Genomic DNA, 21871 nt, shown 5'->3' on the forward strand with positions numbered 1-21871 from the left:
TGGTGCGTACACCCGGTTCGTACGGTTCCCGACCCTCCCAGCGCCGGTGGGCAGGGGTTGCGCATCACCTGACCCGCCACCCGAAGGAGTGAACATCGGAGGGGAGTTGGCGGGCAAGTTCCCGTGGCGCGTGCGGGGCCCCTGTGCGGCATGCCGGTTGGACGAGCGGGGCAGGCTTTGGCAGTATTCGCCACCACGCCTTCCCGGAGTGGATCATTCCACCCCAAACCAGGCGCCTGACCTGCGGGGTCATGTCAATTCAACGGCACTTGCCAGCCTTTGGCGAATCCTGTGAAGAGCTCGTGCAGACTGGCTGAATGCGAACTGATCTCGTTTCGGAACCCGGCGACGCGAACCGACCCAACGAGGACTTCGCCGGTGTCGGACTACCCGCCTCCGGACAGGGCGGTTGTGTGATCGTCCTGGACGGTGTGACTCCGCCACGGGGTGAGACGGGGTGTCTGCATTCCGTCCCCTGGTTCACCGGCCGGCTGGGCGGCGCGCTGACCGAACTGACCGTTTCGCGCGGAGATCTGACGCTCCCGGAGATTCTGTCGCGGGCGATCGGCCGCACCGCCGAGGCCCACGCCCGAACCTGTGAGCTTTCTCACCCGCGCACCCCCCAGGCAACCGTCGCCCTGGCCCGCTGGTCCGCCGAGACCGTCGAGTACCTGGTGCTGTCCGACTCCTCGCTGCTGCTGCAGGGCACCGACGGGGCGGTCACCCCGGTTCTCGACGACCGGCTGGCCCGGCTCCCGCGCTCCGCGCTCACCACGGACGCCCTGGTGGACGCCACCCTGCGCAACAAGGAGGGCGGTTTCTTCACCGCCGCCGCCGATCCCTCGGTGGCGGCCCGCTCGGTCGCCGGCACGGCGGCTCGGGCAGAGGTCCGCGCCCTGGCCGCGCTGACGGACGGCGCGACCCGCTGGACGGAGAAGTTCCACGAGGGCGACTGGCAGGCCCTGTTCGAGCTGGTCGCCAAGGAGGGCGCCCGGTCGCTGGTGGACCAGGTGCGGGAGCTGGAGACGGCGGACCGCGAGGAGCGGGCGTTGCTCGGGCGGAGCAAGACCCACGACGACGCGACGGTGGTATACGCGGAGCTGTGAGCGCCCGCCGGCTCGCGCTACCTCTCCATGACGCCGTTCAACTGGTGCAGGAGCCGGGCGAGTTCGGCGACCTCGCGGCGGTCCCAGTGGGCGAGCTGCCGGACGTAGCGGGCGCGGCGCGCCTCGCGGACCTTGCCGACCCGGCCGCGGCCCTCCTCGGTCAGGGTGACGAGCCAGGCGCGGCCGTCGGCGGGGTCGGGTTCGCGGGCGATCAGGCCCAGCTCCTCCAGGGCGCGCAGCTGGCGGGACATGGTGGCCTTGCCGACGCCGATGTAGCCGGCGAGTTCCGTGGCCCGCTGGCCGCCGCACTCGTCCAGGCGGATGAGCAGGCCGTACGCGGAGGACTCCAGGTCGGGATGGACCTCGCGGGCCATCTCCCCCTGATTGGCCCGGGCCCGCCTGAGCAGCACGGTCAACTCCCGTTCCAGCGCCAGGAATTCCTGGTCCGCACCACTGGGTGTCATCTCCTGGGCGCCGCGATGTGCGTCGCCGTTTCCGTCCTCGTGCACGTCAGCACCCCTGCCCGGTTTCGCGGTCCTGAAAGTTTCTGCCAAAAGTCGTCATTGCCGCAGCTCTGTAAGTATTTCGCAGGGCTAGACCAACGGCGGCGCCCGGACCCCCTTCCCACGCCGTCATCTACGTGCGTAGCTTCTTTACCAGGCAATGAATGGCATGCCCACGCCAGTGCGGCATCCGGTACACGGTCACAGCCACGTTCCCCCCACCCCACTCTCCGGAGGCACGTCATGCCCGTGCACAGACCCGGCTCCGACCGCTCCCCGCGCCCGCGCCCCCTCGCCGTCCTGATCACGGCCCTGCTCGCGGCGCTCTCCCTCACCCTGCCCCTCACCTCGGCCCACGCCGCGACCACGCCCAGCCGCGGCTCCGCCTACATGGGCATGGGCGTCCTCGCGCACGACGGCCAGCATGGCAGCCCGACCTCCGGTGACGTCACCCAGACCGAGGGCGTGGACGTCTCCGGCTACCAGGGCAACGTCGCCTGGTCGACCCTGTGGAACAGCGGGGTGCGCTGGGCGTACACGAAGGCGACGGAAGGCACGTACTACACGAACCCGTACTTCGCCCAGCAGTACAACGGCTCGTACAACATCGGCATGATCCGCGGCGCCTACCACTTCGCCACCCCGGACACCACCAGCGGCGCCACCCAGGCGAGCTACTTCGTCAGCCACGGCGGCGGCTGGTCCGGGGACGGCAAGACCCTGCCCGGCGCGCTCGACATCGAGTGGAACCCGTACGGCGCCGCCTGCTACGGCAAGACCGCGAGCCAGATGGTCAGCTGGATCGCCGACTTCATCAACACCTATCACTCGCTCACCAGCCGCTACCCCGTGATCTACACGGCGACCAGCTGGTGGACCCAGTGCACCGGCAACTACGGCGGCTTCGCGGTGAACAACCCGCTGTGGATCGCCCGCTACGCCTCGGACCCGGGGACGCTGCCGGCCGGCTGGTCGTACTACACGATGTGGCAGTACACCTCCTCCGGCCCGACCGTGGGCGACCACGACAAGTTCAACGGGGCGCTCGACCGGGTGCAGGCCCTGGCCAACGGCTGAGCCCTCACAGACCCAGGGAAATCGCGATCCGCGTCAGCTCGGCCATGCTCGTGTGGCCGAGCTTGGCGCGGATGCGGCGCATATAGGTGTCCACGGTGTGCCGGGACACTCCCATGGCGCGGGCCGTCTGGAGATAGGTGCGGCCCGCCGCGATATGTCGGAGCGTCTCCCGTTCGCGGTCGGTCAGCGGCCGGGCCGTGATGCCAGTCATCGAGTCCTCCCTGTTGTCACCCCCCAGCAGGATGGGTATTGCCGGAATAAGGGCATTTGTCTCCTTCACGCCCGGAAGCCTCCGACCGGTTGCGGACGGCCGCGGATTTCTTGCCGCGGGCCTGCGTTGGTGCTCCGCGCCGCCCGGGATCATGCTGGTCAGTAGAGCCTGCCGAGCAAGGGCGAGATGAGCGGCGATGGAGCGACAGTCGACGTACACGGCCACGGCCACCATCGATGAGCAGGGCATCCTCACCGCGTGGAGTGAAGGCGCACAGCGGTTGCTCGGCTACGACTCAACGGCCGTCGTCGGACGGCCCGCCTCCGCGCTCCTCGCCACCGACGCCTCGGCGGCACGGCGGATCGTCGCCGGCCGGGACCGCTGGAACGGCACCGTGCCGCTGCGGCACCGCGACGGCCGGCTGCTGGAACTGGGCGTGCTCGCGCACCGCCGGACCTCGGGGACCGGGGTCACCGACTGGCTCGTGGTGAGCGCCGTGACGGCCCGCCGCGCGCAGCCGCCCCGGGGCGAACCGCTGGAGGAGTGGACGTTCCTGCAGTCCCCCTTCCCGCTGGCGATTTTCGACGCCGGACTGCGGCTCGTGCGCGCCAACCGCCGGATGGAGCACGCCCTCGCCCTGCCCGAAGCCGCGATGCGCGGACTGCGGCTGCCGCACATCGTGCCCGGCTCCGCGAGCGAGGAGGCCGACCGGTCGATGCGGCTCGCGCTGGAGTCCGGCCGCCCGCAGGAGGCCCGGGCCCGGCTCGGCGCGGAACTGGGCCGCAGCGCCGTGCTCACCCCGCTGAAGGACGCCGACAGCCGGGTGCGCGCCGTCTGCCTGTCCACGCAGACCCCGGCCCAGGAGTCCGCCGTCCGGCCACGCCCGTCGGCCGACAGCGGCTCGCTCGTCGGCACGGCCGCCGACCAGGCCCGCGCGGCACAGGAGCTCGGCGAGGTCACCGTGCCCCGGCTCGCCGACGTCCTGGCGGTCGACCTGCTCGACTCGCCCCGCGCCGCGGACGAGGAAGCCACCCCGCACCCCGGCCCGGTCGTCCTGCGCCGCGCCGCGCTGCGCGCCGTACCCGACGGCGTCGGACCGGCCTACGGCAGCGGCGTCGGCGAGGCGGTCGTCTGCCCGCCGGACTCGCCTCCGGCCCGGTGTCTGACTGAGGGCCGGCCACTGCTGTACGACACGGCGGACCCGCTCGTCGCCGAGTGGGCGGCGGTGGACCCGGGTGCGGCCTGGCTGCGCGCGTCCGGGGCGCGCTCGCTGCTGGCGGTGCCGCTGCTCGTCCAGGGCAGCGCGCTCGGGGTGGCGCTGTTCGGCCGGCGCCCCGGCCGGGAGCCGTTCGGCCCGGAGGATCTGCGGCTGGCCCAGGAGTTCACGGAGAAGGCGGCCACCGGCATCCGGCAGGCCCGCTCCTACGTACGGGCCCGCACCACCACCATGGCCCTCCAGCAGAGCCTGCTCCCGCACACGCTGCCCGACCAGGCGGCCCTGGAGATCGCCACCCGCTATCTGCCCGCCGCGACCCGGGCCGGGGTGGGCGGCGACTGGTTCGACGTGATCCCGCTGTCCGGGGCGCGGGTGGCGCTCGTCGTGGGCGACGTGGTGGGCCACGGGATCCGCGCCTCGGCCACCATGGGCCGGCTGCGCACCGCCGTGCGCACCCTGGCCGACGTCGATCTGCCGGCCGACGAACTCCTCACCCACCTCGACGACCTGGTGCTGCGGCTCGCCGCCGACGAGGGCAGCACGGACCCGACCGCCGATACTGCCGGCGGCATCGGCACCACCTGTCTGTACGCGGTCTACGATCCGGTCTCCCGCCGGTGCACCCTGGCCCGGGCCGGCCATCCACCGCCCGCCGTGGTCACGCCGGACGGCACCGTGCGCTTCCTGGACGTGCCCGCGGGGCCGCCGCTCGGGCTCGGCGGGCTGCCCTTCGAGGCCATCGAGATCGAACTGCCCGAGGGCAGTCTGCTCGCCCTGTACACCGACGGGCTGCTCGAGGCCCGCGAGCACGACATCGACGAGGCGCTGGACAAGATGTTCGCCGCGCTCGGCCGGCCCGCGCGGTCACTGGACTCGGTCTGCGACCACGTGCTCACCGCGCTGCTGACGCATCGCCCCGACGACGACATCGCCCTGCTCATCGCCCGCACCCGGGTCCTGCACGAGGACCGGGTCGTGGCCTGGGAGCTGGAGAGCGACCCCGAGGACGTCGCCCGCGCCCGCCGTCTCGCCTGCGACCAGCTGTCCGCCTGGGGCCTGGACGAGGTCTGCTTCCCCACCGAGCTGATGGTCAGCGAGCTGGTCACCAACGCCATCCGCTACGGCCGCCCGCCCATCCAGCTCCGGCTCATCCACCAGGACTCGACCCTGATCTGCGAGGTGTACGACTCCAGCGGCACCACCCCGCACATGCGGCGCGCCCGCATCTTCGACGAGGGCGGCCGTGGCCTGCTGCTGGTCGCCCAGCTCGCCGAACGCTGGGGCACCCGGCACGACCGGGTCGGCAAGACGGTGTGGGCGGAGCAGTCGGTCTCCGAGGCCGCCGGCTGAGTCAGCCGTCGCCGCCGTCGCCGCCACGGCCGCCCTGACCGCTGGTCTCGCAGCCGACGCCGAGGCAGATCCCGCCGTTCCCGCCCCGCCCGCCGCTCCCGCCGTCGCCCGCGCCCACCGCGTCGCCACCGTTCCCGCCGTTGCCGCCGTTGACGCTGCCCGAGCAGACGCCGACGCAGATCCCGCCGTTTCCGCCCTTGCCGCCGTTGCGGCCCGGTGCGCCGTCGATGCCGGCGCCGCCGTTGGCGCTGCCGCTGCAGAGCCCTGCGCAGATGCCGCCGTTGCCGCCGTTGGTGCCGTTGACGGTGCCGTTGCAGTTTCCCGCGCAGATCGAGTCGCCGATGCGGACGCTGCCGTTGCCCACATGGACGCTGCTCAGGCTGGGAGAGCTGCTGCCGGATCCGCCGCCGACGGGGCCGGTGTCGGCCATCGCGGCCGGGGCCATCGCTCCCCCGGTGATCACCACGGTCGAGACCGCGAGGCCGATACCGAATTTCCAGGAGTGGCTACGCATGGGATTTCCCTTTCTCTGAGCTTCAGTCCGACTGCAGAAATGCGAGCCAGTCGCCGTTCAGGAGCTGCCGCTCCCAGTTGCTGATTTCTTGCTCCGAGATCTTGTACTTCTTGGCCGCGTCGGCCTGGGTCACCCGGCCGGTCAGCACGGCCAGCGCGATGCGCGCCTTGTCCAGCTGCGAGAGATCCGACTTCGGCTTGTCGGGCAGGTCGTGGAGGTCGAACGCGGAGCAGCCCGGCTTGCCCGGCTTGCCCGGCTCCCCCGGCTTGCCGGGGGAGCCGCCCTTGCCGCCTTCGCCGCCCTCTCCGCAGTGCGAGGACCGAAGAGCCGGCGCAGCCGCGTAGCCGCTGGGTACCGGGGCCGTGTGAGTGGCCGCTTGGGCGGCGCACGCGGTGGCGGCGGCGAGAGCCACGGAGGCCGCCGCGAGGGTGAAGGGACGCCGCCAGGAGTTCATGGACATCAGGGGTCTCCTTTTTCGATCAGGGGTGTGGTGAGGCGTTTCATGTACGGGCGCTGTGGCCCGGAACGGGGTGGAGGCCCGGACGGCCTCCACCCCGTTGACGGTGACTGGAGACGGTCAGAAGAGGCTGGCGCCACCGGCCCCGCCGGTCCCACCGGCGCCGCCGAAGAGGCCGCCCAGGCCGCCCTTGCCGCCCTTCCCGCCGTTACCGCCCTGGAAGACGCTGTCGCCGCCCTTGCCGCCGTTACCGCCCTTGCCGCCGATGAGGGTGCCGTCGCCACCGCCGCCGGCGCTGCCGCCGCCACCGCCGGAGAGGATGCCGAAGCCGCCCTCGCCGCCGTCGCCGCCCTTACCGCCGATGACGCCTTCGCCGCCGCCACCGCCGCCACCGCCACCGCCACCGGCCAGGACGCCGTCGCCGCCCTTGCCGCCCTTGCCGCCGTCACCGCCGGTGCCCAGGACGCTGCCGCCCCCGGATCCACCGGCGCCGCCTCCGCCGCCGACCAGGCCGCCACCGCCGTCGCCACCGGCGCCACCGGCGCCACCGCCCTGGACGAAGGCCACGGTCGACGTGGGCATCGGGGCCGCCATCGCGCTGGACACGGGGAGGAGAACACCTCCGGTGACCAGCGCGGCGGAGGCGGCGAGGGTCGCAAAACGAAGACCGCGGCGCTTCGGACGGGCGTCGGCGTGGGTGTGAACGTTACGAGTCATGTGCATTCTCCCAATTACTGTGCGGATTTCCCGAGGGGGGATTACCGGGGGATTTCCGTTTCCCTCGGACCGCCTCATTTCCGTTCCGGTGAGGCCGTGCTTCAAGTAGGCCCGAACGGGATATCGGGGTCATGTTCCGAGGACTCGGGACTTGACGCACTCACAGGCGCCGGGTAAAGCCCGCGTAAGCGGCACCGATCAGATGAGGAACGGCCGGGCCCAGGCAGGTGGCTCCGGCGGCGAAACGCGGTCCACCAGGGTCGGCGTACGACGGCGGGGCACGCGGTCGGCGACGGCCGCCCGCAGGTCCGCGACGAACTCCAGACAGGTGTCGTAACGGTCGTCCGGGGCCTTCGCCAGGGCCTTCTTCAGCACGTCGTCGGCGGCGACCGGGATGTCCGGCCGCTCCTTGCTGAGCACGGGCAGCGGGTCGTACTGGTGGGCCCACAGCAGTTCCAGGTGGTCCTCCCGCTGGAAGGGCGGGGCGCCCGCGAGCATCTCGTGGACCACACAGGCCAGGCTGTACAGGTCGGCCCGGCCGTCCACCGGGCGCCCGGCGATGCGCTCGGGCGCGACGTAGTCGAGGGTGCCGACGAACTCGCCCGCTGTGGTGAACCCGGTGAGCGACAGCGACTTCTTCGCCAGGCCGAAGTCGGTGAGGTAGACGTGCTCGGGGTGGTCGCTGTCGAGGACCTTGGCGATCAGGACGTTGCCGGGTTTGACGTCCCGGTGCACCAGGTCGCGCGCGTGGGCCGCGTCCAGGGCGGAGGCCAGCTGGGCCGCGATGCGCAGCGCGACCGGCACCGCCAGGGGGCCCTCCCCGTCGATCAGGGCGCGCAGGTCCTGCCCGGAGACGTAGCACATGGCGATGTACAGGACCCCGTCGAACTCGCCGGCCTCGAAGACGGGGACGATGTTGGGATGGTCGATGGCGGCGGCCACCCGCGACTCCTGGGCGAAGCGGCGGCGGAAGGCGTCGTTCCTGGTGTACTCGGGGGCGAGCAGCTTGAGGGCGACCGTCCGGCCGAGGCGCAGGTCCCTGGCGCGGTAGACGACGGCCATCCCACCGCGACCGAGTTCGCGCTCGACCTTGTAGCCCGCGATCTCGGCCCCGATCAGACCGGAGGGGGTCTTGGGGGGCCAACTCACGCCTGAATTCTATCGACCCATCCCGGTATGGGCACGGTGCGGAGCCTCCCCCTTCGCCCCCTGTGATCCCTCTACGAGCTCATGGCGAAGGCCCGGGCCTCCTTCACGGGACCCGGGCCTCGCCTTTCCCACGGCGTCCGTCACGCCGCCACGGGAACCTCCGGCGTCGCGCCGCTCGTCGCGGGCGCGAGCGCCAGTTCCAGGACCTGGCGGACGTCGGTCACGGTGTGGACGTCGAGCTTGTCCAGCACCTCGGCCGGGACGTCGTCCAGGTCGGCCTCGTTGCGCTTGGGGATGATCACGGTGGTCACGCCGGCGCGGTGGGCGGCGAGCAGCTTCTGCTTGACGCCGCCGATGGGCAGCACCCGGCCGGTCAGCGAGACCTCGCCGGTCATGGCGACGTCCGTGCGGACCAGACGGCCGGAGAGCAGTGAGGCGAGCGCCGTGGTCATCGTGACGCCCGCGCTCGGGCCGTCCTTCGGGACCGCGCCCGCCGGGAAGTGGATGTGCACGCCCCGGTCCTTCAAGTCGGCCACCGGCAGCTCCAGTTCGGCGCCGCGGCTGCGCAGGAAGCTCAGCGCGATCTGCGCCGACTCCTTCATCACGTCACCGAGCTGACCGGTCAGGGTCAGGCCCGCCGCGCCCGTCTCCGGGTCGGCCAGGGACGCCTCCACGAAGAGCACGTCACCACCGGCGCCGGTGACCGCGAGACCGGTCGCCACGCCGGGGACGGACGTACGGCGCTCGGCCGGGTCCTGGGCCGACTCGGGCACGTGGTGCGGACGCCCGATCAGACCGCGCAGGTCCTCCTCGCGGACGGTGAACGGCAGCTCCCGCTCGCCGAGTTCGTGCTGCGCCGCGACCTTGCGGAGCAGACGGGCGATCGAGCGCTCCAGGGTGCGCACGCCCGCCTCGCGGGTGTACTCGCCGGCCAGCTTGCGCAGGGCACCCTCCTCCAGAGCGACCTCGTCCTTGCCCAGTCCGGCCCGCTCCAGCTGACGCGGGAGCAGGTGGTCGCGGGCGATGACGACCTTCTCGTCCTCGGTGTAGCCGTCCAGGCGGACGATCTCCATCCGGTCGGCGAGCGCCTCCGGGATGGCCTCCAGGACGTTGGCCGTGGCCAGGAAGACCACGTCCGACAGGTCGAGTTCGACCTCCAGGTAGTGGTCCCGGAAGGTGTGGTTCTGCGCCGGGTCCAGGACTTCGAGCAGGGCCGCGGCCGGGTCGCCGCGGAAGTCGGAGCCCACCTTGTCGATCTCGTCCAGCAGCACCACCGGGTTCATCGACCCGGCCTCCTTGATCGCCCGGACGATCCGGCCGGGCAGCGCGCCGACGTAGGTACGGCGGTGGCCGCGGATCTCGGCCTCGTCGCGGACGCCGCCGAGGGCGACGCGGACGAACTTCCGCCCCATGGCGTGCGCGACCGACTCGCCGAGGCTGGTCTTGCCGACGCCGGGCGGGCCCACCAGGGCCAGTACGGCACCGCCGCGCCGGCCGCCGATGACACCCAGCCCGCGGTCGTTGCGGCGCTTGCGCACCGCGAGGTACTCGGTGATGCGTTCCTTCACGTCCTCCAGACCGGCGTGCTCGGCGTCCAGGATCGCCTTGGCGCCCTGGATGTCGTACGCGGAAGCACTGTCATCGGTTCGCTCGTTCCAGGGCATCTCCAGGACGGTGTCCAGCCAGGTGCGGATCCAGGAGCCCTCCGGGGACTGGTCGCTGGACCGCTCCAGCTTGTCGACCTCCTGGAGCGCGGCCTCGCGGACCTTCTCCGGCAGGTCGGCGGCCTCGACGCGGGCGCGGTAGTCGTCGGACTCCTCGCCGTCCTGCTCGCCGTTCAGCTCGCGCAGTTCCTTGCGGACGGCCTCCAGCTGACGGCGCAGCAGGAACTCGCGCTGCTGCTTGTCGACGCCCTCCTGGACGTCCTTGGCGATGGTCTCGGCCACGTCCTGCTCGGCGAGGTGGTCGCGGAGCGTCTGCGTGGCGAGCTTGAGCCGGGCCACCGGGTCGGCGGTCTCCAGCAGTTCGACCTTCTGTTCGATGGTGAGGAACGGCGAGTAGCCGGAGTTGTCGGCGAGCGCGGAGACGTCGTCGATGGCCTGGACGCGGTCCACCACCTGCCAGGCACCGCGCTTCTTCAGCCAGGTGGTGGCAAGCGCCTTGTACTCCTTGACGAGGTCGGCGACCTGGCCCGGCAGCGGGTCGGGCACGCTCTCGTCGATGCGGGCGCCCTCGACCCACAGGGCCGCGCCGGGGCCGGTGGTGCCGGCGCCGATGCGCACGCGGCTCCGGCCGCGGATCAGAGCCCCCGGGTCGCCGTCGGCCAGCCGGCCGACCTGCTCGACGGTGCCCAGCACACCGGTCTTCGCGTACGTGCCGTCGATGCGGGGCACCAGCAGCACCCTGGGCTTGCCAGGTTCCGACCGGGCGGCGGCCTGCGCGGCCTCCACCGCGGCCCGTACCTCGGCGTCGCTCAGGTCCAGCGGGACCACCATGCCGGGCAGCACGACCTCGTCGTCGAGCGGCAGCACGGGTAGGACGAGCGTGAACGCCGGTGACTCAGTAGCCATGATCTCCCCTTCGGCAGTCAAGTTGAGCTATGCCGACTCAACCGCCGGGGATGGGCTGGTGTTCCCTTCACCTGTTCGCTGTGAGCGATCAGTTCGCAGTTCTCCGCGCCCCTAGGCGGGTTGCACCCACCGGCGCACCAGAGGCCAGCTCGTCACACCTATCGTCAGCGCGATCAGGTGGCCCCAGTTCGTCATCGGGTCCTGAAAGGCGATCAGGTCGTCGAGGAGGGTGCCGGCCGTCAGGGTCAGGAGGGGCCAGCGGAGCCAGGGGCGCAGGAGCCCTGCCAGAGAACCGATGCCGGCGGCGACGCCGAAGCTGATGCCGTAGTCGAGGCGGTGCAGTGAGGTGGCCGGGAGGTGACCGAAGAGGACGGCCAGGCCCACGGGGACCTCGGTGGCGAGCGTGGCCAGGACGTGCCCGGCGAGGAAGACGCAGGCCGCACGCGCGCCGCCGATCCGCCGCTCCAGCGCGGTGAGCACCAGCACGAACGCCAGCGCGTACGGCGAGAGGAGACCGCCCGCGATCCACAGCGCGCTCGCGAGCAGCACCACCCCAGGCGTGCGCACCAGGTGGGCCACGTCCGTGCTGGAGTCCTGGTAGAGGGTGTGCACCAGGGCCGGGTCGGCCAGGGCCGCGAACACGGAGGTGACGGCCAGGACGGCCGCGTAGGAGAAGGTGAACGGGGTGCCGGCGGGAGTGGGCAGCAGGCGCCACAGCCGCGGGAGCGGAAACGGGAGGAACGGGACTGGTGCGGTCGGGCGGGGGCCGGCCAAGGCGGATTCGGGAGCCGGAGCGGGGGCCGTGGCGTGCCGCTGACGCGGCATGCCGTCCAGCAGGTCCGCGATCGCGGGGACCGGGACGACGGCGGTGCCGTCCGGGAGGGGCGCGCCCGACAGGGGCGGGGACGCGGCCGCCGCAGGGCCCGTCGCGGTCCGTTCCACGATGCGGCACTCCTTCCGTCCTGCCCAACCCTTCGTGTTTCGGGGGCCGCTGTCTATGACCGACGCCACGCGAGACCCGATTCACAGCAACCTCCTACGTTTCGCTCGCGTCCGCGTCCGGCCCGGACGGGCCGCACATCCGTGCGACATCCCTAATTCCCGTGCAGGTCAAGGCCCGTTCAAGCAGGATGGGGTCATGACTGCCGTGTACGACTCCCCCGTGGTCCTCGACCGGCGCGACGGCCCGTACGGCGAGGTGGTGCTGCGCCGGCACGGAGAGCTGTTGCAGATCATCGCCAACGGCTGCTTTCTGATGGACACCTCCGACGGGCGCTCGGAGCGGCTGCTGGTCGACGCCGCGCACCGGGCGCTGGACGGGCGGCCGGGGCCGAAGGTGCTGATCGGCGGGCTGGGCGTGGGATTCTCACTCGCACATGCCGCGGCGGATCCCCGGTGGGGGCGGATCACCGTCGTCGAGCGGGAGCCCGCCGTCATCGACTGGCACCGGGGCGGGCCGCTGGCGGAAGTGTCCGCCGGAGCGCTCGGCGATCCGCGCACCGAGATCGTGCAGGACGATCTCGTGGCGTTCGTCAATGAGACATCCGACACGTTCGACGCGCTCTGTCTGGACATCGACAACGGCCCGGGCTGGACCGTCACGGACGACAACCACACTCTCTACTCACCGGCCGGACTGGCCGCCTGCTCAAGGGTGTTGAGCCCCGGCGGGGTGCTCGCGGTATGGTCCGCCGAACCCTCTCCGGAATTTGAAGGAAGTTTGCGGAATGCCGGGTTCCAGCAGGTGCGTACCGAAGAGGTGCCCGTTGCCCGGGGCGTTCCGGACGCCGTGCACCTCGCCCTCCGCCCTGGATAGCGACAGCATGGTGGATCCCCGTAATGTGCTGCCCTGACGCGGATCATTCAAGCGTCAATCGCAGTCATGGGATCACCCCACGGGTTCCGGAAAGCAACAAGCAGGGGCGGGCGATGGAGCAGACACACACCTCCCAGAGCGGCGCGGCGACGACCACCCAGGGCGCACAGCGCCGGGTGCTGGTCGTCGAGGACGATCCCACGATCGTCGACGCCATCGCGGCCCGGCTCCGCGCCGAGGGATTTCTCGTACAGACCGCGTCGGACGGCCCGGCCGCCGTCGACACGGCCGAGGCCTGGCAGCCCGACCTGCTGATCCTCGACATCATGCTGCCGGGCTTCGACGGCCTGGAGGTCTGCCGGCGGGTGCAGGCGCAGCGCCCGGTGCCGGTGCTGATGCTGACCGCGCGGGACGACGAGACGGACATGCTGGTCGGTCTCGGGGTCGGCGCGGACGACTACATGACCAAGCCGTTCTCGATGCGGGAGCTGGCCGCGCGGGTGCATGTGCTGCTGCGCCGGGTGGAGCGGGCGGCAATCGCAGCCGCCACCCCGCGCTCCGGCATCCTGCGGCTCGGTGAGCTGGAGATCGACCACGCACAGCGCCGGGTGCGGGTGAAGTCCGAGGACGTCCACCTCACGCCCACCGAGTTCGACCTGCTGGTGTGCCTGGCGAACACCCCGCGCGCGGTGCTCTCCCGGGAGCAGCTGCTGGCCGAGGTCTGGGACTGGGCGGACGCCTCCGGCACCCGTACGGTCGACAGCCACATCAAGGCGCTGCGCCGGAAGATCGGCGCCGAGCGGATCCGTACGGTGCACGGCGTCGGGTACGCGCTGGAGACGCCCACCCCATGACCGTCGACGGGCGGCAGGCCGCGCGGAGGAGCCCCGGGGAGGATCCCTGGGGCGGCGTACGCCCGTTCTCGATCAAGACCAAGCTGGGCGCGCTCGTCGTCATCTCGGTGCTGATCACCACCGGACTGTCGGTGATCGCGGTGCACACCAAGACCGAGCTGCGCTTCATCACGGTCTTCTCGATGATCGCCACACTGCTCATCACGCAGTTCGTGGCGCATTCGCTCACCATGCCGCTGGACGAGATGAACGCGGTGGCGCGGTCGATCTCCGAGGGTGACTACACCCGCCGGGTGAGCGACGGCCGCCGGGACGAGCTGGGCGACCTGGCCCAGACGATCAACGTCATGGCGGACGAGCTGGAGGCCCAGGACCGCCAGCGCAAAGAACTGGTCGCGAATGTCTCCCACGAGCTGCGCACCCCCATCGCGGGTCTGCGCGCGGTGCTGGAGAACATCGTGGACGGGGTCACCGAGGCCGACCCCGAGACCATGCGGACGGCCCTGAAGCAGACCGAGCGGCTCGGCCGGCTCGTGGAGACCCTGCTGGACCTGTCCCGGCTCGACAACGGCGTCGTACCGCTGAAGAAGCGGCGCTTCGAGGTGTGGCCGTATCTCTCGGGCGTGCTGAAGGAGGCCAACATGGTGGCCTCGGCGCGCGCGGGCATCGCCTCCGGCTCCGGCAGCCACACCCGCACCGACGTCCATCTGCACCTGGACGTCTCCCCGCCGGAGCTGACCGCGCACGCGGATCCCGAGCGCATCCACCAGGTCATGGCCAACCTGATCGACAACGCGGTCAAGCACAGCCCGCCGCACGGCCGGGTGACGGTGAAGGCGCGGCGCGGGCCGCAGCCGGAGTCGCTGGAGCTGGAGGTCCTGGACGAGGGCCCCGGAATCCCCCGGTCGGAGTGGCACCGGGTGTTCGAGCGGTTCAACCGGGGTGCGGTCACCCGGCCGCACGGACCGGGCAGCGACGGCGGCACCGGGCTCGGTCTGGCGATCGCCCGCTGGGCGGTGGATCTGCACGGCGGCCGGATCGGTGTGGCCGAATCCGAGCGGGGCTGCCGGATCATCGTCACCCTTCCGGGACCGTCTTCCGTCTCAAATTGACGTAAAGTTCGAACCGGAGGCACAAGATCCACGAGCGTCCGCGCCCTTGCCGCGCAGCTGGACACGTGTGATCAGGAGCGGGCCCGCGCGAGAGGTCGAACGAAGCCGCGCAGGGCCGGTGCCGGTGCACCCTCTCACATGCGGAACCACGCTTGTTTCCCGCCATATCAAGCCCTGAAACAAGATTTCTGATGTGACTTACGCGACGATGACCTTGCTCGACCTGACCTTCCCGGCCGCGGGGGCGTAGCCTTTATTTCCGCTGTCCATCACCTTGTGAAGCGGAAGAGGGCGGTTGCCGCCGTGTCGCCACAGTCCCCCAGTAACCCGAGCGTCTCGACCGACGACCAAGCCGGGAAGAACCCCGCTGCCGCGTTCGGTCCGAACGAGTGGCTCGTCGACGAGATCTATCAGCAGTACCTCCAGGACCCGAACTCGGTAGACCGAGCCTGGTGGGACTTCTTCGCCGATTACAAGCCGGGTGCTCCTGCCACCCCGGCTGCGGCGGGTACTGCGGCCGCGGGGGCCGCAGGGACCACCACGGCCCCTCAGGCCCAGGCCGCGCCCGCGCCGGCTCCCGCAGCCCCGGCGGCCCCGAAGCCCGCCGCCGCTCCGGCACCGGCTCCCGCAGCCCCCGCGGCGAAGGCCGCGGCCCCGGCCCCGGCCAAGCCGGCGCAGCCCGCACAGGCGCCCGCTCAGCCGAAGCCCACGGCCGCTCCCGCCGCCGAGGCCCCCGAGGGCCCGGAGCTGATCACGCTGCGCGGCCCGGCCGCCGCGGTCGCGAAGAACATGAACGCCTCGCTGGAGCTGCCGACCGCCACGTCGGTGCGCGCGGTCCCGGTGAAGCTGCTGTTCGACAACCGGATCGTCATCAACAACCACCTCAAGCGCGCCCGCGGCGGGAAGATCTCCTTCACGCACCTCATCGGGTACGCGATGGTGCAGGCCATCAAGGCCATGCCGTCGATGAACTGGTCCTTCGGCGAGAAGGACGGCAAGCCGACCCTCGTCAAGCCGGCGCACGTCAACCTCGGCCTGGCCATCGACCTGGTGAAGCCCAACGGCGACCGCCAGCTCGTCGTGGCCGCCATCAAGAAGGCCGAGACGCTGAACTTCTTCGAGTTCTGGCAGGCCTACGAGGACATCGTCCGCCGCGCCCGTGACGGCAAGCTGACGATGGACGACTTCACCGGCGTCACGGTCTCCCTGACCAACCCCGGCGGCCTCGGCACCGTGCACTCCGTGCCGCGCCTGATGCCCGGCCAGTCCGTGATCATGGGCGTCGGCTCCATGGACTACCCGGCGGAGTTCCAGGGCACCTCCCAGGACACCCTGAACAGGCTCGGCGTCTCGAAGGTCATGACGCTCACGTCGACCTACGACCACCGGGTGATCCAGGGCGCCGCCTCCGGCGAGTTCCTGCGCCAGGTCGCGAACCTGCTGCTCGGCGAGAACGGCTTCTACGACGACATCTTCGAGTCGCTGCGGATCCCGTACGAGCCGGTCCGCTGGCTGCGCGACATCGACGCCTCGCACGACGACGACGTCACCAAGGCCGCCCGCGTCTTCGAGCTGATCCACTCCTACCGGGTCCGCGGCCACGTCATGGCCGACACCGACCCGCTGGAGTACCGCCAGCGCAAGCACCCCGACCTGGACATCGTCGAGCACGGCCTCACCCTGTGGGACCTGGAGCGCGAGTTCGCCGTCGGCGGCTTCGCCGGCAAGTCGATGATGAAGCTGCGCGACATCCTCGGCGTGCTGCGCGACTCGTACTGCCGCACCACCGGCATCGAGTTCATGCACATCCAGGACCCCAAGCAGCGCAAGTGGATCCAGGACCGGGTCGAGCGCGGCCACTCCAAGCCGGAGCGCGAGGAGCAGCTGCGCATCCTGCGCCGCCTGAACGCGGCGGAGGCCTTCGAGACCTTCCTGCAGACGAAGTACGTCGGCCAGAAGCGCTTCTCGCTGGAGGGCGGCGAGTCCGTCATCCCGCTGCTCGACGCGGTGATCGACTCCGCCGCCGAGTCCCGCCTGGACGAGGTCGTCATCGGCATGGCCCACCGCGGCCGCCTGAACGTCCTGGCGAACATCGTCGGCAAGTCGTACGCGCAGATCTTCCGCGAGTTCGAGGGCAACCTCGACCCGAAGTCGATGCACGGCTCCGGCGACGTGAAGTACCACCTGGGCGCCCAGGGCACCTTCACCGGCCTGGACGGCGAGCAGATCAAGGTCTCGCTGGCCGCGAACCCGTCCCACCTGGAGACGGTCGACCCGGTCATCGAGGGCATCACCCGCGCCAAGCAGGACATCATCAACAAGGGCGGTACGGACTTCACGGTCCTGCCGGTGGCGATCCACGGCGACGCGGCCTTCGCGGGCCAGGGCGTGGTGGCCGAGACCCTGAACATGTCGCAGCTGCGCGGCTACCGCACCGGCGGCACGGTCCACATCGTCATCAACAACCAGGTCGGCTTCACCGCGGCCCCCGAGTCCTCGCGTTCCTCCATGTACGCGACGGACGTGGCCCGCATGATCGAGGCCCCGATCTTCCACGTGAACGGCGACGACCCCGAGGCGGTCGTCCGCGTCGCCCGTCTGGCCTTCGAGTTCCGCCAGGCGTTCAACAAGGACGTGGTGATCGACCTCATCTGCTACCGCCGCCGCGGTCACAACGAGTCGGACAACCCGGCCTTCACCCAGCCGCTGATGTACGACCTGATCGACAAGAAGCGCTCGGTGCGCAAGCTCTACACCGAGTCCCTGATCGGTCGCGGCGACATCACGCTGGAAGAGGCCGAGCAGGCCCTGCAGGACTACCAGGGCCAGCTGGAGAAGGTCTTCACGGAGGTCCGCGAGGCTACGTCCCAGCCGGCCGTCGTCGCCGCCCAGGCGCCGCAGGACGGCTTCCCGGTCGCGGTCCCGACCGCGATCTCCACGGAGGTCGTCAAGCGGATCGCCGAGTCCCAGGTCAACATCCCCGACTCCTTCCACGTGCACCCGCGTCTGCTGCCGCAGTTGCAGCGCCGGGCGGCGATGGTCGAGGACGGCACGATCGACTGGGGCATGGGCGAGACCCTCGCGGTCGGCTCCCTCCTGCTGGAGGGCACCCCGGTCCGCCTGTCCGGGCAGGACTCCCAGCGGGGGACCTTCGGCCAGCGCCACGCGGTGCTGATCGACCGTGAGACGGGCGAGGAGCGCACCCCCCTCCAGTACCTCTCCGAGGACCAGGCTCGCTACAACGTCTACAACTCCCTGCTGTCCGAGTACGCGGTCATGGGCTTCGAGTACGGCTACTCGCTGGCCCGCCCCGACGCGCTCGTGATGTGGGAGGCGCAGTTCGGCGACTTCGTCAACGGCGCGCAGACGGTGGTCGACGAGTACATCTCGGCGGCCGAGCAGAAGTGGGGCCAGATGAGCGGCGTGACGCTCCTGCTCCCCCACGGCTACGAGGGCCAGGGCCCGGACCACTCCTCGGCCCGCGTCGAGCGCTTCCTCCAGCTCTGCGCCCAGAACAACATGACGGTCGCCATGCCGACCCTCCCGTCGAACTACTTCCACCTCCTGCGGTGGCAGGTGCACAACCCGCACCACAAGCCGCTGGTGGTGTTCACCCCGAAGTCGATGCTGCGCCTGAAGGCCGCCGCGTCGAAGACGGAGGAGTTCACGTCGGGTCAGTTCCGACCCGTCATCGGCGACGCGACGGTAGACCCGGCCGCGGTCCGCAAGGTCGTCTTCGTGGCCGGCAAGCTGTACTACGACCTGGAGGCCGAGCGGGTCAAGCGCGGCGTCACGGACACCGCGATCATCCGCATCGAGCGGCTGTACCCGCTGCCGGGTGCCGAGCTCCAGGCGGAGATCAAGAAGTACCCGAACGCCGAGAAGTACCTGTGGGCGCAGGAGGAGCCGGCGAACCAGGGTGCCTGGCCGTTCATCGCCCTCAACCTGATCGACCACCTGGACCTCGCGGTCGGCGCGGACGTCCCGCACGGCGAGCGGCTGCGGCGCATCTCGCGTCCGCACTCCTCGTCCCCGGCCGTCGGCTCCGCCAAGCGTCACCAGGCCGAGCAGGAGCAGCTGGTGCGAGAGGTTTTTGAGGCGTAGGCCTCGGAAACAAGGGCCCGGTGTCGAGTTCTCACTCGGTACCGGGCCCTTCGCCTGTGCAGGCTGGCTGCTCGCGCAGTCCGCCGCGCCGGGCGCTTCAGCCCAGGTACGCCTCGAAGTCCCAGTACGGACGCACTCGTTGGCGGGCCGAGATGGTGTGCGGGTGCTGGGCGCCCTGGGTGCGGGTGAGGGTGAGGAGGGCGTCATCCTCCAGCTTTCCGGCCTCCTCCTGCTCGCGCGCCGCCCGGAGATCCGCGGCCAGGGCCACCTGGCAGGACAGGGTGAGCGGGTGCTCGTGGCCGAGGGTGTGCCGGGCGCGGCGGAGGGTGTCGCGGCTCAGCTCGACGGCCTCGGTGATGCGGCCGTTGAAGTTGCGTGCGGCGGCCGTGTTCAACGCGCAGCCCAGGACCCAGGGGTGGTCGGCGGTGAGCGTGGAGGTGAGCCCGGCCAGCGCGGCCTCCGACATCGCCAGCGCGTCGGCGCGGTCGCCGGCCACCTGCATGACGAGCGCCGTGTTGGAGAGCATGCCCGTGGCCACCGGGTGGGCGGGACCGAGCAGCGCCCGGTAACCGGCCTCGGCCTCGTCGATCAGCTCCCGGGCCTGGCTGAGATCGCCGTGTTCGCGCAGGTAGTTGCCGTAGTTGGTGATGAACGACAGGGTGCGGTAATGCTCCCGGCCGTGCAGCTGGGCGAGCTGGTCGAGGAGGGCGGCCATCGAGGTGGTCATGTCCTGGCTGTGACCGCCCTCGCGGCGCCGGCACAGGGCCAGCTGGACGCGGGCCTCCAGGGTCTGCGGGTGCTGCGGGCCGAGCACCTGCACATGCAGCCGGACCAGCGGCTCCTGGCGGGCCAGCGCGTCCCGGTAGCGGCCGAGCAGTCTGAGGTCGTGGGCGACCGCGCTGCCGGAGTTGAGGGTGCTGATGTGCCGGGCGCGCAGCACGTTCTCGCGCCGGGCCCGGGTCTCCAGGTCGAGTTCGTAGGCCTCGGCGTACCGGCCGAGCAGCCGCAGGCCGACGCCCGTGTTGTGCCGGGCGACCAGCGTGGCGGCCTCGTCGGGTCCGAGGAGCCGCTCGTGGCCTGCCAGGACCTCCCGCTGGAGCTCGTACGCCTCCTCGTACCGGCCGAGGAAGCGCAGGTCGCCGGCGACGGAGCCCTGGGTGATCAGCTCCACGAGTTCGTCGCGCCCGGGGGTGGACCGCACCTGCTCCAGGAAGCGGCGGTCCAGGTCGTAGGCCTCGCGGAAGCGTCCGCTGGCCCGCAGGATGAAGCTCTCCTGCCGGGTCAGGTCGAAGATGTGCGAGTCCAGCGGCTCCATGGTCGTCGACCACCGGTCGCGGATCTTCCGGGCCAGTTCGATACCGCTGTTGTACTCGCCGCTGCGCAGGCAGTACTCCAGGCAGTTCAGGACGGTGGCCCGGACCCGGGGCTGGCCGCTGCTCAGCGCGCCGGAGGGCTCCAGGTGCGGCAGCAGTTCGGCGTAGCGGGGCCAGTTGCGGCTGTCCACGGGGTTGCCGGGGTCGGCCTCGGCGAGCAGGGTGCGCACGGCCCGGCGGTGGGTGGCCCGGTTCTCCTCGCTGGTCAGCTTGGAAACGATGTCGTGGACCAGCCGGTGCATGTGGACGGACTCCTGGTGCGGGCCCATGTCCGCGCCGAGGGGGCCTCGGGACTCCCGGGTGAGGACCGAGTAGTTGACCAGGGTGTCCAGGGCCCGGGTCCAGGCGGGCAGGTCGGTGGCCATCCAGCGCAGTTCCTCGGGCAGGTCCGTCTGCGGGTAGGCGCGGATCAGGCCGAGCGGGATGCGGCCCGGCGCGAAGGACGTGCACAGGCCGAGGACGTCGATGGTCTGGGGCTGGGAGCGGCGCAGCCGGTTGAGCAGTATCGACCAGGAGGTCATGGAGGACTGTGGGAAGCCCTCGCCGGTGGCGGGCTCGTCGACGGTGGACAGCCGGCGCTCGCGCACCATCCGCAGGTACTCGGGCACCTCCATGCCGGACTCGCCGAGCCAGGAGGCGGCCTGCACCAGCGGCAGCGGTACGTCGCCGAACTCGGCGGCGACCTCGTCCGCCTCGGCCGCGGTGATGTGCGGGGCGCGGCGCATCAGATAGCCGGTGGACTCGGGCCGCAGGAAGCCCGGCACCTCCAGCACGTCGGTGTGCTCGGACCAGGCCCGGTTGCGGGAGGTGACGAGGACGTGGCCGGGGCCCTGCGGGAGGAGCGCGTTGATGCCCTCGGGGTCGTCCCAGCCGTCGAAGACGATCAGCCAGTTGGCGTACGGCTCGCCCCGGCGCAGCGCCTCCCGGACGGCGCGGATGCGTTCGCCGGGCTCGCCGCCGATGGGCAGGCCGAGTTCCACGGCGAGTTCGCCGAAGCGGTCGCGCTGGATGTTGCGGTCGTCGGAGTTGACCCACCAGACCATGTCGTAGTCGGTGCTGAAGCGGTGCGCGAACTCGGCGGCCAGCTGGGTCTTGCCGATGCCGGACATGCCCAGCAGGGTGCAGGCGGAGGCGCCGCGCTCGGCGTCGGACAGCCGCTGGTGGATCTCGTTCAGCAGGTCGTCGCGACCGGTGAAGCGGGGGTTGCGGCGCGGGATCTCGCCCCAGATCTCGCAGCGGGTCTCCGGGTAGCGGACCCTGCCGCCGGGCAGGGTGCGCGGGGTGCGCCGGCGGTCAAGGCCGAGCCGGCTGAGCAGGCGTTCCTCGGCGGCCTCCTCGCTGAGCGCCCAGAGGCTGGCCGGTTCCAGGACGGCGGTGGCGGGCAGCAGCGGGCGGTTGGTGAGGTTGACGGCGGCGAAGCGGTCGGCGTGGTGGGCGACGAAGCCGCGCAGCACGTCGTTCCACTCGCCGGCCGGGCGCGGGCCGAGTTCGAAGAACCAGTCGTTGAGGACCAGCAGCACCTTGCCGCTGGAGAGCAGCAGGTCGCCGAGCGAGTCCTCCAGCGGAACCTCGCGCGGCGGGTCCCAGCGTTGCAGGGTGGCCCGGTGGCCGTGGCGCTCCAGGGTCTGTGCGATCCACGCCGCCCATGAGCGGTGGTAGCCCGGGAAGACCACCAGGAAGTGCTGTACCGCACCGTCCGTGTCCGACCGCCGCTGTTCCGCCATCGTCGCTCCTGTTCCCGT

At 71.3% G+C, this 21871-nt stretch carries 16 protein-coding genes; 7 read left to right on the forward strand and 9 right to left on the reverse strand.

Annotated features, from left to right (window positions below; genetic code table 11):
* Positions 1 to 317 precede the first annotated feature (317 nt).
* Positions 318 to 1106: a protein phosphatase 2C domain-containing protein gene (locus AB0M27_RS21220; RefSeq protein WP_365723401.1), complete on the forward strand. Its 789-nt coding sequence runs from the start codon at positions 318 to 320 to the stop codon at positions 1104 to 1106.
* 17 nt (positions 1107 to 1123) lie between these two features.
* On the opposite strand, the gene AB0M27_RS21225 is transcribed toward AB0M27_RS21220, so the two are convergent.
* A complete protein-coding gene (locus AB0M27_RS21225; RefSeq protein ID WP_365723502.1) occupies positions 1124 to 1570 on the reverse strand; it encodes a MarR family transcriptional regulator in 447 nt (148 codons plus the stop codon).
* Positions 1571 to 1852: 282 nt separating this feature from the next.
* On the opposite strand from AB0M27_RS21225, the gene AB0M27_RS21230 reads away from it, so the two are divergent.
* Positions 1853 to 2686 (forward strand): lysozyme, encoded by an 834-nt coding sequence (locus AB0M27_RS21230; RefSeq protein ID WP_365723402.1) that lies wholly within the window; start codon positions 1853 to 1855, stop codon positions 2684 to 2686.
* A gap of 4 nt (positions 2687 to 2690) precedes the next feature.
* Here AB0M27_RS21230 and AB0M27_RS21235 read toward each other — a convergent pair whose 3' ends face one another.
* Positions 2691 to 2897 (reverse strand): helix-turn-helix transcriptional regulator, encoded by a 207-nt coding sequence (locus tag AB0M27_RS21235; protein WP_365723403.1) that lies wholly within the window; start codon positions 2895 to 2897, stop codon positions 2691 to 2693.
* A gap of 196 nt (positions 2898 to 3093) precedes the next feature.
* Here AB0M27_RS21235 and AB0M27_RS21240 point away from each other — a divergent pair, with 196 nt between their 5' ends.
* A complete protein-coding gene (locus tag AB0M27_RS21240; RefSeq protein WP_365723404.1) occupies positions 3094 to 5463 on the forward strand; it encodes a SpoIIE family protein phosphatase in 2370 nt (789 codons plus the stop codon).
* A 1-nt stretch (position 5464) separates the two neighbouring features.
* On the opposite strand, the gene AB0M27_RS21245 is transcribed toward AB0M27_RS21240, so the two are convergent.
* The 6 genes from AB0M27_RS21245 to AB0M27_RS21270 form a co-directional block, all read right to left on the reverse strand.
* Positions 5465 to 5977, reverse strand: a complete 513-nt coding sequence (locus AB0M27_RS21245; protein WP_365723405.1) for a hypothetical protein — start codon at positions 5975 to 5977, stop codon at positions 5465 to 5467.
* A gap of 22 nt (positions 5978 to 5999) precedes the next feature.
* Positions 6000 to 6437 carry a helix-turn-helix domain-containing protein gene (locus AB0M27_RS21250; RefSeq protein WP_365723406.1) on the reverse strand — a complete coding sequence of 146 codons (438 nt, stop codon included), beginning with the start codon at positions 6435 to 6437 and terminating at the stop codon, positions 6000 to 6002.
* Positions 6438 to 6554: 117 nt separating this feature from the next.
* The gene (locus AB0M27_RS21255; RefSeq protein ID WP_365723407.1) at positions 6555 to 7151 is read right to left on the reverse strand and encodes a hypothetical protein; all 597 of its coding nucleotides are present in this window, start codon (positions 7149 to 7151) and stop codon (positions 6555 to 6557) included.
* A gap of 198 nt (positions 7152 to 7349) precedes the next feature.
* Positions 7350 to 8300 carry a serine/threonine-protein kinase gene (locus AB0M27_RS21260; protein ID WP_365723408.1) on the reverse strand — a complete coding sequence of 317 codons (951 nt, stop codon included), beginning with the start codon at positions 8298 to 8300 and terminating at the stop codon, positions 7350 to 7352.
* A gap of 140 nt (positions 8301 to 8440) precedes the next feature.
* The gene (lon, locus tag AB0M27_RS21265) at positions 8441 to 10870 is read right to left on the reverse strand and encodes an endopeptidase La (RefSeq protein ID WP_365723409.1); all 2430 of its coding nucleotides are present in this window, start codon (positions 10868 to 10870) and stop codon (positions 8441 to 8443) included.
* Between the two features lie 111 nt (positions 10871 to 10981).
* Positions 10982 to 11812, reverse strand: a complete 831-nt coding sequence (locus AB0M27_RS21270) for a rhomboid-like protein (RefSeq protein ID WP_365723410.1) — start codon at positions 11810 to 11812, stop codon at positions 10982 to 10984.
* 196 nt (positions 11813 to 12008) lie between these two features.
* On the opposite strand from AB0M27_RS21270, the gene AB0M27_RS21275 reads away from it, so the two are divergent.
* From AB0M27_RS21275 to AB0M27_RS21290, 4 genes are all read left to right on the forward strand, one after another.
* A complete protein-coding gene (locus tag AB0M27_RS21275) occupies positions 12009 to 12686 on the forward strand; it encodes a spermidine synthase (protein WP_365723411.1) in 678 nt (225 codons plus the stop codon).
* Positions 12687 to 12799: 113 nt separating this feature from the next.
* Positions 12800 to 13540 (forward strand): response regulator transcription factor, encoded by a 741-nt coding sequence (locus AB0M27_RS21280; protein ID WP_365723412.1) that lies wholly within the window; start codon positions 12800 to 12802, stop codon positions 13538 to 13540.
* Complete coding sequence (locus tag AB0M27_RS21285; protein ID WP_365723413.1) at positions 13537 to 14652, forward strand: ATP-binding protein; 1116 nt, start codon at positions 13537 to 13539, stop codon at positions 14650 to 14652. The genes AB0M27_RS21280 and AB0M27_RS21285 overlap by 4 nt, the downstream gene beginning before the upstream one ends.
* A gap of 303 nt (positions 14653 to 14955) precedes the next feature.
* On the forward strand, positions 14956 to 18756 hold the full coding sequence (locus AB0M27_RS21290) for a multifunctional oxoglutarate decarboxylase/oxoglutarate dehydrogenase thiamine pyrophosphate-binding subunit/dihydrolipoyllysine-residue succinyltransferase subunit (protein WP_365723414.1): 3801 nt from the start codon (positions 14956 to 14958) through the stop codon (positions 18754 to 18756).
* Between the two features lie 97 nt (positions 18757 to 18853).
* On the opposite strand, the gene fxsT is transcribed toward AB0M27_RS21290, so the two are convergent.
* Positions 18854 to 21853, reverse strand: a complete 3000-nt coding sequence (gene fxsT, locus AB0M27_RS21295; RefSeq protein ID WP_365723415.1) for an FxSxx-COOH system tetratricopeptide repeat protein — start codon at positions 21851 to 21853, stop codon at positions 18854 to 18856.
* Positions 21854 to 21871: the final 18 nt, after the last annotated feature.

Origin of the sequence: Streptomyces sp. NPDC052107 (assembly GCF_040680215.1) — a bacterium.
Classification (GTDB): Bacteria; Actinomycetota; Actinomycetes; order Streptomycetales; family Streptomycetaceae; genus Streptomyces.